This is a genomic window from Williamsia sp. z34 (genome assembly GCF_059553395.1).
Genome location: NZ_JCANWW010000005.1, coordinates 164847 through 179024, shown reverse-complemented (window position 1 = coordinate 179024; position 14178 = coordinate 164847). Strand labels below are relative to the sequence as shown.

Genomic DNA, 14178 nt, shown 5'->3' with positions numbered 1-14178 from the left:
GATCGAATTACGAGTTCAGCGAAGGTGCTGCGCCCACCACGGCGCCCATTCGCAGACACCTGCGGCAGAGACCATGTCCTCGTGGTCGACATCCACACAGCGGACCTCGACGCCGTTGTGGAAGTGCCGGCGCCACTGCTCTGTGGTCCGACCCACCGAGTCGGCGTGCTCCCGGCCCAGGACAAGCAGACCGCGGGCCCCGAGTGCGCCCCTGGTCGGCCGGGCCTCCATCAGCCGCAGGCACCGCTCGAACGAGTCCATGAATGCAAATGCTTCGCGGTCACCGAGGTTCGAGAGCGGACCGGTGGTTGCGGCGTTGAGTTCCTGGATCCGTTCCCGGGACAGTCCGGTGACATCGGGCAGTTCGGCGAAGCGTGCGAACGAGGTCCGCACCTCGTGTTCCCGTTCCTCGTCGTCCCATACGATCACGCCGGCCCCGGTCACCGGCGGTGTGTCCAGGATCGTCACGGTTGCAACCTCTTTGCCCATCGCCTCGAGCTCACGCGCGATACCGAATGCGATGTGGCCTCCGTACGACCAGCCGACCAGGTGGTACGGCCCATGGGGTGCGGCCGCCAGTACCGATGCGGTGTAGAAGTCGACCAGCTCGTCGAGGGTCCCGAAATCCTGCTGATCACCCGCGTGGGACGGATCCTGCAGCGCGACAAGGCCTCTACCGGATTCGACGTACGGCGTCAGCGTCGAGTAGACGGTCCCGAAACCTGAGCTCGCATGTACGGCGATCACCGGTTGCTGCCCGGTATCGGTGTCGGCCAGGCGCAGGAGCACCGGATCGGTGTCCGATCCGGCGCCGCGATCAGGATCGAGCGCCTGCGCCAACGCCCCGACCGACGGCGCGGAGAACACACTCTGCATGGTCAGCGAACTCCCCAGATCCCGGTTCAGCCGCGTGACCAGCCGCGCGGCCAGCAGCGAATGCCCACCCAGCCGGAAGAAGTCGTCTTCGAGCCAGAGCGTCTGGTCCGGATCAAGACCCAGGATCTCTTGCACCACCTGTGCCACAGCCCTTTCCAGGTCCGTGGTCGGCGCCGTGCCGACTTCGTTCGAAGTGCCGGGCTCCGGCAGCGCTTTCACATCGAGCTTGCCGTTCACGGTGACCGGGATGACCTCCAGCGCGACGTATGCCGATGGCACCATGTAGTCGGGCAGCCGGGCCGACAGATGTGCGCGCAGTGTGCGTTCGATTGCCGCCGGATCAGCGGCGGCGAACTCGGGTCCGCCGGACGCCTCGACACAGTAATAGGCGGCCAGGTAGCGGTCCGACGAGGTGACGCCGGTCCGGTCGCGCGCCACCACGGCCGCCGACCGTATACCCCGATGCTGTTCGAGGACTGTTCTGATCTCGTCGACCTCGACCCGGAATCCGCGGATCTTGATCTGATCGTCCACCCGTCCCAGGTACTCCAAGGACCCGAACTTGTTCCACCGCACCAAGTCCCCGGTCCGGTAGATCCGCTCCCCCGCGGCGCCGGGTATCGGGCTCGCCACAAACGCGTCGGCGGTCAGGTCCGCTCGGCCATGGTAACCACGGGCCAGCTGCGGACCGCCGAGGTACAACTCGCCGACCACACCGACCGGGACCGGCGAGAGGTACCGGTCGAGCACCAGCGCCTGTGAATTGTGGGCGGGCACGCCGATCGGCAATCCACCGCCGAAACGGGCCCCGGATTCGAGCAACGCCGAACTGACCTTCTGCGAGGTGATCCCCACCGTGGTCTCGGTGGGGCCGTAGAGGTTGAACAGGATGTCACCGAACCTCGCCAATGCCGCCGACGCGGTGGCCACCGAAAGTGCCTCACCACCGCAGAAAATCCGCCGCAGACTCGACATGTCGACGTCATCGACGCCGTATTCGAGGAGGGCGTCGAGCATCGACGGGACGAACTCGATGGTCGTCAGTTGTTCTTCGGCGATGATCCGCGCCAGGTAGGCCGGGTCCCGATGTCCATCCGGATCCGCCATCACCACCGTCGCGCCGATCATCAACGGAACGAAGAACTCCCAGAGTGAGGCGTCGAAGGAGATGGGTGTCTTCTGCAGCACCCGTTCATCGGGTTCGATACCGGTGACCTGCTGCTTCCACCGCAGGAAGTTCACAAACCCGTGGTGTTCGATCACCACGCCCTTGGGCCGGCCGGTCGATCCCGACGTGTAGATGACGTAGGCCGCATCGGATCCCAGGATCCGGCGAGGACGCTCTCCCTCCTCGATCGCAGTACTACCGAACTGTGCGAGTTGCACCTGCACGTCCGAATTGCCGAGGTCGATGACCGTGACGCCGTCTCCGATCGCGACCCCGTCCAGCGCTGCGCGCGTGGCGGATTCGACGATCACGATGGTCGAACCACTCTGGGTGAGGACGTATTCGATCCGGTCCGCCGGATTCGACGGGTCGATCGGAACGAATGTCGCACCGGCACGCACGATTCCGCTCAGCACCGAGGGGAGTTTCACGGAGCGATGCAGCAGTACGGCCACCCGGGCCTGGGGTGTCACACCCCACGCCAGCAGGAACCGGGCCAGCCGGTTCACCGCACCATCGAACTCCGCATAGGACAACTGCTTCCCACCACCGCGAATCGCAGGTACTGCGGCGTGCGACCGCGCGGCCTCGACCAGCAGCACGTCCACGGTCACATCGCGATCAAGGGGTACCACCTCACCGCACGACCAGCCGTCGATGCGCGCCAGCTCTGCCGAACCGACCACCGCCACATCCGACAGCCGCCGATCCACATCGCCGGCAAAAGCCGCCAGCACCTGACGGATCCCATCGGCCAACCGTTGTGCGGTGACCTCGTCGAACAACGAGGACGCGCATGAGATGGTGCCGACGAGGCTGTCACCGGTCTCCCCGATGTCGACCTCGAGGTCGCTCTTGACCGCGCCGATCCCCACCCTTTCTCCGAATGGCGAGAAGCCCGCTGCCACCAGTGACTCCACACTCGTGTCGAGTACTCCGGCAACCCGATATGTCACGAGGGTCTGGAACAGCGGGTTGTGGGCGCTGCTCCGCCGCACGCCGGAGTCTTGCACGATCTGTCCGAACGGCACATCCTGATTCGCGAACCCACTCAGGACCACCTCCCGGACCCGGGCCAGTACCTCGGCCAGGGTCGGGTTCCCGTCCAGTCGGTGACGCAGCGGCAGAGTGTTGACAAAATAGCCGACCGACTCGTCCAGATCCTCGTCACCACGACCACCCACCGGCGACCCCAGCACCACGTCGTCACCGGCGCCGAATCTGAACATCATCACCGCGACAGCGGCCTGGACCACCATGTACATCGACACGTCCGACGATGCGCACAGCTCCCGAAGACGCTGCGTGACAGTGTCTTCGACATCGAATTCGAGCGCGAATCCAGCAAACTCCGCGACCACCGGACGCGGCCGGTCGGTCGCCACCATCGATACCTCCGGCGCACCGGCGAGATGATCGCGCCAGTGTGCCAACTGCCCATGACCGATCGAGCCCGGCTTTTCGAAGTCGCCCAACAACTCCCGCTGCCAGACCGCGTACCGCCCGTATGACACCACCGGGCGATCCCAGACCGGGGCCTGGCCGCCGCGTCGGGCCGCGTAGGCAACACCCAGGTCTGCCAGCAACACCGGCAGCGACCACTCGTCGACCGCGACATGGTGGATCGCCAGTGCGACGAGCACAGCGCGAGCACCATCCGAGGCCCCCACACCGACATCTGTGAACACCGCCGCACGCACCGGGAAGTCCCGGCCCACGTCGACCGGGTGCTGCACCCACGATTCGACCCGCGAGTGAACCGCGCTCCTCGCGGCCCCGGCGGCAGCAGCCGAGAGAGCCGGCCGTTCAACGCCGAACCATGAACCGAGGTCGTCGGCGGGGACAACCCGCTGCACCAACACACCGTCGCCGGAATCGACGAGCAGGGTTCGCAGCGCGTCCTGTCGGATCAGCACATCGGTCAGTGCCGCCGACCATGCGGTCTCGTCGAAATCAGCACCAACCCGAAGGACCACCGGGATCGTGTACACCGAGCCCGCACCGGTCACCTGCCCGATCAGCCACAGCGCTTCCTGACCGAAGGACGCCGGCACGACCTCGCCACAGACCACATCGGCGAGCCGAACCCGACTCGTGCCGATGGCAGCCGAATCTGCCACGCCGGCAAGCCCTGCCACCGACGGGCGGTCGAACACATCACGCAGCGACAACGCCGACCCGAGCGCGCCGTTGATCCGTGACACCACCCGCATCGCCAACAGCGAATGGCCGCCCAGGCCGAAGAAGTCATCGTCGGCCGACACCCGGTCCAGACCCAGCACATCGGCGAACGCGGTGGCGATCAGTTGTTCGGTGGGGGTCTCGGGAGGTCGCCCGGTGCCCGCGGACTCCTCCGGTGCGGGTAGCGCACTGTGATCGAGCTTGCCGTTTGCGGTGCGCGGCAAACTCTGCACCACGATCACCGCGGACGGAACCATCTGCGCCGGAATCTGATCGAACAGTGCGGTCCGGATCGCCGACGGGTCGAGGTCGTCGACCGTTCGCGGCCCGTCCGGGGTCACGTATGCGATCAGGCGGGATACACCTATCGGCGAGTCCAGTACGGTCACCGCGCAGTTCGCGACGCCGGCAATGGATCCGAGCGCGCCCTCGACGTCACCGAGTTCGACCCGGGACCCGTTGATCTTCACCTGATCGTCGGCCCGGCCGACAAAGACCAGATCCCCGGTTTCGTTCCATCGCACGAGATCACCGGTGCGATAGAGCCTCTCGCCGCCGGCACCGACCGGCGAGGCGATGAATCGTCCGGCGGTCAGGTCGGGGCGATCCAGATAGCCGCGGGCCAATTGGGTTCCACCCACGTAGAGTTCGCCCGTCACCCCTGGGGCCGCCGGTCTCAGGAGGTCGTCGAGCACCAGCACATGGGTGTTCCAGACGGGCGAGCCGATCGGGATCGCGCCCCGGCTGTCGGTCTCGCCGCCGAAGCTGGTGACCTCCACCGCGGCCTCGGCCGGACCATAGGTGTTCCAGACCGGTACATCCCAGGCCTGTGCGATGCGCTCACGCAGGGCCCCAGACAACGCTTCACCACCGGCGGACAGGTATTTCAGTCCGGATCCGGACAGGTCGATGCCCTGTTCGATCATCGCGGCGATCACCGACGGGACGAGTTCGACAAAGGTGATGTCGCCGGAGTCCAGTTCGCGCCCGAGATAGGTCAGGTCTTTGTCCCCACCATCGTCGGCCAGGACCACAGTGCCCCCGACGACCAAGGGCCACAGGATCTCCGGGATGGCCGGATCGAATCCCACCGACGTCTTCTGCAACACGCTCTCACCCACGGCGAGGGGGAACTCCGACTGCCGCCACCGGATCAGGTTGATGATCGCCGCATGGTCGACGACGACGCCCTTGGGCCGACCGGTGGACCCGGACGTGTAGATGACGTACGCCGCGTTGGACGAGCCGAGCACCGATGGTCCGTCGTCCAGACCGGTGGTCTCCGACGAACTCTGGTCGAGTTCATCCAGACAGATCACATCGGCGCCGAGTCGTCCGGCGATCGCCGAGATTCTCTCGGCCACCGCGGATGTGGTCAACACCGTCGCCGGACGGCAGTCGTCCAGAATCATCCGGATACGTTCGGTGGGATACGACGAATCCACCGGCACCACGGTCGCTCCGGCGACCAGTGCGCCGACAAATCCCGTCACCATCTCGATCGATCGTGGAACGAACACCGCCACCCGGTCTTCGGGGGTGATCCCAGCGGCGTTCAGGCGCCGCGCCAGACGCGTTGTGGCCGCACCGAGCTCGCGGTAGGACAGCTGCCTTCCATCACCGCGGACCGCGATCACGTCGGGCTGGGTTCGGACCATCTCGGCCACCAGCACATCAAGCGTCGACTCACGATCGGCGGGGACAGCCTGACCTTGCGACCAGCGTTCGATGTGTTCGAGGTCCGATGGGCTCAATACCGCGACGTCCGAGAGACGACGGGTCAGGTCTCCGGCGAATGCGGCCAGGACTCGCGACAGACCGTCGGCCAATCGCCTGCCGGTCGACTCGTCGAACAGCGCTGCCGCACAGGCGATGACACCGCTCAGTCCGTCGGCCCCGTCTGCGATGTCGATGTCGAGGTCACACTTGACCGTGCCGATCTCGACCCGCTCGGCATAAGGACCGAATCCTGCTGCCGCCAGCGAATCCGCACTCGATCCGACCACGCCCGCGGCGCGATAGGTCACCAACGTCTGGAACAGGGGGTTGTGTGCGCTGCTGCGCGTCACGCCGGAGTACTTCACGATCTGGTCGAACGGCACATCCTGATTCGCGAAGCCACCGAGCACGACCTCACGTACCCGATCGAGTACCTCGGCCAAGGCCGGGTTGCCGTCCAGTCGATGACGCATCGGCAACGTGTTGACGAAGTAGCCGACCAGATCGTCGAGGTCCTCGTCGCCCCGGCCGCCCACCGGCGATCCCAGCACCACGTCGTCGCCGGCACCGAAGGCATTCATCGTCACCGCCACAGCCGCCTGAACCAGCATGTACATGGACACATCCGACGACGCCGCGAGCGCCCGGAGACCCTGCGCCACAGCATCATCAACCGAGAACTCCACCGAGAATCCGTCATAGGCCGCCAGCGCCGGCCGCGGCCGGTCGGTCGCCACCATCGACAGATCCGGCGCATCCGCCAGATGCGAGGCCCAATAGCCCAGCTGCTGCGCCGCAACCGAACCCGCCACATCACCGTCACCGAGCAACTCCCGCTGCCACAGTGCGTACTGCCCGTACGACACCGCCAACGGCTCCCATGCCGGATTCTGTCCACGGCTGCGCGCCGCGTACGCAACACCGAGGTCGCGCAACAACACCGGCAACGACCACTCGTCCATGAACGCGTGATGTATCGCCAGCGCCGCGACAGTGGGTGCACCCGCGGCGATTCCATCGGACCCACCCGAGAACACAGCGGCCCGCACCGGAAAATCGCGGCCCACGTCCATCGGTTGCCGCACCCAGGTCTGCACCCGCTCCGGCACATCCGAGGCCACGGTGCCCGTCACGTCGATGTTCTCGACGGCAAGCCACGAGTCGACCTCGTCCGCGGCAACAGGGTGCTGTTCCAGGACGCCGTCACCGACGTCGACCAGCAAGGTGCGCAACGCTGCTTGCCGCATCACCACATCTGTCAACGCCGCAGCCCACACCGCCCGATCGAAGTCGGGACCGACCGAGAGCAGCACCGGGATCGTGTACACCGAGCCGGCACCGGTCACCTGCCCGATCAACCAGAGTGCCTGCTGACCGTACGACGCCGGCACCACATCTGCGAGAGCCACGTCGGCCACCTTGAGCCTCCCGGCACCGGTGGCCTCGGAATCCACCACCGCCGCAATGCCCGCCACCGACGGATTGTCGAACACCTCTCGCAACGACAACGCCGAATCCAATGCGGCGTTGACCCGCGAGACCACCCGCATCGCCAACAGCGAATGACCGCCCAGCGCGAAGAAGTCGTCGTCCACCGATACCCGGTCGAGATCCAGGATCGAGGCGATGACCTCGGCGACTACCTCTTCGGTCGCCGTGCGCGGTGCCACGTGGACGTCCTCGCCGGTGTCCACTGCCGGAAGGGCCCTGGTATCGACCTTGCCGTTGATGGTCAGCGGTATCTCGGTGATCACGCCGAAGGCCGACGGGACCATGTAGTCCGGCAGTCTCTGTGCGACGTGCGAGCGAAGAGCATCGGGGTCGATCTGCCGATGATGCTCCGCAGCAACCACATACGCGACCAGGATCGGACCGGCGGCACCGTCGCGGACGACCACGGTCGCCTGCCCGACACCCGGTGCGTCGAGCAGGACGTTGACGATCTCCCCCAGTTCGATGCGATAGCCCCGGATCTTCACCTGGTCATCGACCCGGCCCAGGTATTCGATGCTGCCGTCGGCACGCCACCGCGCCAGGTCGCCGGTGCGGTACATCCGCTCACCATCGCCCCACGGGCAGGCGACAAATCGGTGACCGGTCATCGACGGCTGTTCGAAGTAGCCACGCGCGGTTCCCGCGCCGGCGAGATACAGTTCGCCGGCAACACCGGGGAGGGCCGGATTGAGTCCGGAGTCCAGGATGTGCGCACGGGTGTTGAAGATCGGGTTCCCCACCGAGGACACGGTGCTGTCGGCGACATCGGCGCCCAGTGCGTTTATGGTGTATTCGGTTGGGCCGTAGAGGTTGTAGCCCTCCACCCCGGGCGCTTCCCGTAGTGCGGTCCAGAGCACATCCGGTACGGCCTCGCCGCCGAGCGAGACGAACACGACGCCGGCCGCGGTCTGCGACACCGACAGGCCACGCGGACGATCGCGCTCCAGCAGTCCCTGCTCGATCAGATACATCGCATACGACGGCGTCACGTCGAATCCGTCGATCGCCTCGCGGTCGTAGTAGGCGAGCAACGCGGCCGGATCCCGGCGCATGTCCTCGTCGATCACGTGCACCTCGTGTCCGGCCAGCAGCCAGAACAGTTGCTCCCACGAGGCGTCGAAGGAGAAGGAGGTGGTGTGGGCGATCCGCATCCGGCGTCCGCCCTGTCCTGCGACAACCCGATCGAAGATGCGCTCGGCGTGGTTGAAGTACATGTTGGTCAGGCCCCGGTACGGCACGGCAACACCTTTGGGCCGACCGGTCGAGCCCGAGGTGAAGATGATGTAGGCGAGATTGTCCAGATGTACCGGCGTACCGAGTTCTTCGGCCGACAGCGGTCCGGGCGCGTAGGCACCGAGTTCGTTGATCACACCCGCATCGTCGAGGTCGAGGACGGCACAGTCCACCGATCCCAGCCGCGCCGCGAGAGCGGTGGTCGTCACGACCAGGGTCGGCGCGGCGGCCTCGATCATGTATCCGATCCGGTCGACCGGGTAGTCCGAATCGACAGGCACGTATGCCGCCCCGACCGCAAAGGTCGCGAACATCGAGATGATCATCCGCTCGTCCCGAGGAAGCATCAGGATCACCCGGGATTCCGGGGCGACACCGCGGACGCGTAACGCGCGGGCGTATTGGTGGACCCGCGTGCTGAGTTCGGCAAACGTCAGGCACATCCGATCCGAGCGCAGCGCGATCTCGTCCGGTGTCCGGGCCACACCGGCATCGAAAAGCTCTGCAACGGTGACGGGTTCGATCTCGCGGGCGGTCGCATTCCAATCGGAGGCGACCAGCGCGAGTTCGCCGTCGGTGGCCACCGCGATTCTGCCGACCGGCGACGCGGTACTCGCCGACATGTCCAGCAGCACACCGCGCAGTCGATCCACCAGTACGGCAACCTGTTCGGCGGTCAGCAGATCGCCGCGGTAGGCGCACCGCACGTGGATCTGCTCACCGGGATACAACGCGAAGGAGACCGGATAGTGGGTCGAGTCGGTCAGCGCGGCATCGGCGACGCTCATCTCGCCGTCCGGACCGTAGGACTGTCCCTCCCGACGCCCCGGATGGTTCTGGATGATGAAGAGGGTGTCGAACAGGGTTCGCAGACCCACCATCGCCTGCATGTCACCGAGCCCGATGTACGGGTGTTCGAGGACGTCCATGTTGCGCGCGTGAAGGTCGGTCAGCGCCTGGGCCACCGTCTGATCCGGACGCAGCGTCAACCGCACCGGAACGGTGTTGAACAGCAGCCCCACAATTGATTCCGCACCTTCGAGGTCGGCGGGTCGACCGGACACGGTGGTGCCGAAGACGACATCGTCCTTGCCGACCAACCGCGACAGGGTGATACCCCAGGCCGTCTGCAGGAACGTGCTCACGGTGACGCCGGTGGCCGCGGCAGCGACCCGGATGTCGTCACTGAGCGATCGGGAGAGGTCTTCGTGGTGATCCCTGGCCATCGCCGTCGTCGCCGCGATCGTCGCGGCCTCCGGGCATAGCAGGGTCGGCTCGTCGAATCCCGACAGTTGACGACCCCAGGTGTCGCGGGCCGCAGACCGATCCCGGCCTGCCAACCATTGCAGGTAGGTCCGGAACGGGACTGCCTCGGGCAGCGACCTCCCCGACGGGTCGGTGTACAGATCGAGGAGCGTATCCATCATCAGGCCCGCGGACCATCCGTCGGCCAGGATGTGCTCGAAGGTGACGCACAGTACCGAACTGCGCTGCGCGACCTCGATCAGCACGAAGCGGATCAACGGCGGCTCGGTGGCGGAGAACGGCTGGGCGCGTTCGCGTTCGAACACCTGCGCAACGGTGTCGAAGTCCTTCCGCCACACGTCGCGACCCAGGCGACGGAAGGGGACCTCGATGACGGACGGGACCACCGACAACGTGCGGTGACCGAGCGTGACAAAGCCTGCCGCCAGGTTCGGGTGACGCAACAACAACGCACGCACCGCATCCCGCATCCGGTCCGCATCGACATGACCGTCGATGGTCAGATGGAACTGCGATGCGTACAGGTCGCTCGCCTGCGACGCCTGCGCGGACTGCAGGTGAAAGAGGAGACCCTCTTGAAGTGCCGAGACGGGCAACACATCTCGCGGCGTTCCGAACAATGCCTCGATACGCGCGCTGGTGTCATCATCGACGGACACCAGCGACGCCGCCACCGGATCGGCAGCAAGAACAGAGCCCAGGCCGACCACGTCATCGAGATGTCCGGCACCCCAGGCACCCAGAGAGGCCGCCACGGACGTGGCCAGATCCTCGGCACCGGGCCGGGCATCGGGGCGAATCGTCACGTCGACGACCACCGGTCGTTGCCCGTCGATCGCCGTCGCACCGATCCAGACCGTCACCACGACCGCGTACCGACCGAACGCGGTCTGTTCGCCATCGCGGTGATCCGAGGCGGGCAGTGCGTCACCGAAGCGGATCGAGACCAGGATGTCGGCTTCGGCCAGATCGTCGAACATGCCTTCGGCCAAGGGATTCGTGAATCGCAGCGCGCCGTGATCCGCGGCGGTCGGGCCATCGATGTCCACCACGGCGGACAGGCCTGCGAGGTACTCGGAATCGGAGTCGGCGGCGATGAGTTCGTCCGGGATCAAGAGCGGGAACCGACGACGGATCCGGCCCGGGATCAATGCCCAGCGATCCGTTCGGGCCGGCTCCTCGACGTCGATGAGCACGCCGTCGGCGGTATCACCTTCGAGCGCCTGCACATCCACGAGTGCCCGCAGCACCGATCCGACCGCCACGACCCTCGAAGAAGTCCCGGAGTCCGCCGCCGGTGCATGGATTCGGAGCCGATGGCAATTCGCGTGCGCGGACCCGGTCTCACGGTTGGCCCGGTCGCTCGCAATGGTCGCCGGCTCGAGTTCCTCGAGCTCGGTGGTGAATTGGGACCAATGATCACGTTCGAGCAGCTCTGGCGACCCCGCTTCGAGAAGGTACTGCGCGAGTACGCCCCGCCCATCGCCGAGGGCAACGGAGCTCTCACGATTCTCGAGACGGTCGTGGGCCAGTCGGCGGATGACGGCGGCGGCGCCGGAGATCCAGACCTCGTCGAGATCGTTGGTGGTGACGCCGATCATCAGTTCCAAAACACCGCCGGTGGTGTCGACGAGGCAGGTGGCATCGACGACGGCGCCGGGGTACGGGGTGCTCAGATCGCCACGCTCGGTGCTCGCCCGGTATGCGGGCGCCGGCCCGTTCACCGACCCGCGCAGCAGGCCCGAGTAGTGACTGAACCACCGTCGAACGGCCCATGCGACAGTGGGTTCCGGAAGTCCGTGCACGCCCGTCACCGCGAGCGACAGGCGGATCGGAGGTTGGCCGAAGCCGGCATCGATGTCGGCGTCGGCAAGCAGATCCACAGTGCCACCGGCATATTCACCGCCCGGTGCCGCTGGGACAACGCCTGCAGTGGTTGTTTCGAACGTGTCAGTCATGTGAACCGAACCCTCCGTGACACCCCGGTCGGACTATCTGCACGACCTCACGCGTACTTGCCTATCAGTTTAGGCTATATGAAGTGGCGGCGGTTGATCGGATGCCCCGAGAACGCGGTGAGCCACCCCGGCCAGGCCGGGGTGGCTCACCGCCGATTCACACTGACGCGAATCGCCTATTTGCTTGCAGCAGCTGCCAATTGCGGAGCCAGCTGGTTCACGCCCCACTCAAGGCTGAGCGGCGACGGGAAGGCGAGTGCGAACGGCACACCCTCGGTCTTCGGCACCACGGCCACCGCACCCTTGGTCACGGCGGTCAGCGTCGGCCACAGCGGCTGCGCCTCCAGGACCTGCACCTGATCGGGGGTATCGGGGATCACCCACAGCAGATCGGCGTCCAGATTGGGCAGGTTCTCCCAGGAGACCTCGCCCTTTCCGCCGTCACATTCGACGGTCTGCGCGTAGTCACTGAGCACGAGCCCGAGGTCGGCCATCACCCGTGCCATGTTGTCGTCGGTCGAACACAACACGTACACACCATCTTCGGACGGCGAGATGATCGCGTTGTATGTCTTGCCCGCCAACACCGGGTTGTCGGTCTTGGCAGTCGCCACCGCCGCCTCGGCGGAGGAGATGCTCGCCTCCGCCTCGTCGGCGCGATCGACGACCTGGCCGATCTTGCGCACGTTGTCCTGCCACGGATCAGCGTTGGCCTCGGTGTCGAAATGCAGCACCGGAGCGATCTCGGACAGCGCCGCGAAGGACGTCTCATCGAGGCCCCAGAAGCCGGTCGCCACAATGAGATCCGGGTCGAGCGCCGCAACGGCTTCGATGCTGAAATCAGTGGAAGGGGCGGCGATCTTCGGTGTATCGGCCGGGTACTTACCCTCTGCCCAGGGGTAGATGCTCGTCCCGTTGGTCGCCGCATCTGTTTGCGGCATACTCGGAATCGCGATCGGCGTCACGCCGACGGAGAGTAGGAAATCGGCATCGGTGGCCGACATCGCGACCACGCGCTGCGGCGTCTCTTCGACGACGGTCTCGCCGTACGCGCCCGTGACCGTCACGGCCGATTCATCAGACGAACCGGCATCGGAGTCGCTCGAGCATGCGGCCGGGAGCATGAGGGCGAATGCCAGGATCGCCACCCGGCCCGCCATTCCCGTGGCTCGACTATTGGATTTCACTTTGTGCGACTTCCTTTACTTGCAGGCAGAGCCAGTCGTGCCCTGCGCCATCCAGATGATCCTTGCGATAGTACCTTTTGAGGCACTCTCTGTATAGGTTCAAATGGCCGACGCGGGGTCGCCGCGAGTTGATCTATGCGTCGCCGGACAGGTATCCGCCGCCGTGCGGGAAGAAGTCCAGTGCGTGGTGTTCGACGTCGTCATCGGTGCGAACCCGTTCGAGCACCAGGCCATGGTTCTGGCCCCGATGCGCGTTCGGGCCGGCCACGATCACCATGCCGTCACCCTCCTTGATGAAGATCCGGCCGGGGGTACCCCCGTAGACTCCCCGCGAAACCCGCGCCTTGGTGATCCGGATGCGCTGACCGCGCGCAAACGTGTACGCGTTCGGGTAGGGGTCGGACAATGCCCGGACGAGCCGATCGAGATCCTCTGCCGGCCAGGACCAATCGATCAGGCTGTCACGCTCGGACCGCTTGTGGAAGAATGTCCGATCGTCCAGGTTCTGTGGCGTCCACGTCGCGGTCCCGGACTCGATCTGCGAGAGCGCATCGAGCAGCACCTCGGGGATCAGATCGATCGTGGCACCGACGAGTTCGGTCGCGGTGTCGGTGGGCCCGATCGGAACCGACCTCTGTACCAGCACATCTCCGGTGTCGAGATCGTCGTCCATCCGGTGTGCCGTCAACCCGGTTTCGGATGCCCCGCTGATCATCGCCCAGATCACCGGGGAAAAACCGGTGAACCGCGGCAGCAACGAATCATGGAGATTCAGGGTGCCATGTGGCGGGAGGTCGAACAGCTCCCTGGGCAACCAGGTTCGCCAGTTGTTGGCGACGATGATGTCGGGTTCGGCGAGCTTCACACGGTCGATCAACTCCGCCGTCGGCCGGGTGGCGAGTTCTACCTCGACCCCGTTCGACCGGGCCAGATCCTCCACGGAATCGGCCCAGATCGACTCGTACCGCTGCTCACTCACCGGGTGGGTCACCACCAGGGCGACCTCGTGATCGGATCCGATCAGCGCCTCGAGGGTCCTGTACCCCCACGTCTGATACCCGAACATCACGACACGCATCGTTCACCTTCCATAGAG

At 65.9% G+C, this 14178-nt stretch carries 3 protein-coding genes; all 3 read right to left on the bottom strand.

Annotated elements, in window-relative coordinates; genetic code table 11:
* Nucleotides 1-15 precede the first annotated feature (15 nt).
* On the bottom strand, nt 16-11895 hold the full coding sequence (locus AC51GT_RS14345; protein ID WP_496329200.1) for an amino acid adenylation domain-containing protein: 11880 nt from the start codon (nt 11893-11895) through the stop codon (nt 16-18).
* Between the two features lie 176 nt (nt 11896-12071).
* Complete coding sequence (locus AC51GT_RS14340; protein ID WP_496322679.1) at nt 12072-13082, bottom strand: ABC transporter substrate-binding protein; 1011 nt, start codon at nt 13080-13082, stop codon at nt 12072-12074.
* Between the two features lie 133 nt (nt 13083-13215).
* Complete coding sequence (locus AC51GT_RS14335) at nt 13216-14160, bottom strand: methionyl-tRNA formyltransferase (protein ID WP_496329199.1); 945 nt, start codon at nt 14158-14160, stop codon at nt 13216-13218.
* Between the last annotated feature and the right edge of the window lie 18 nt (nt 14161-14178).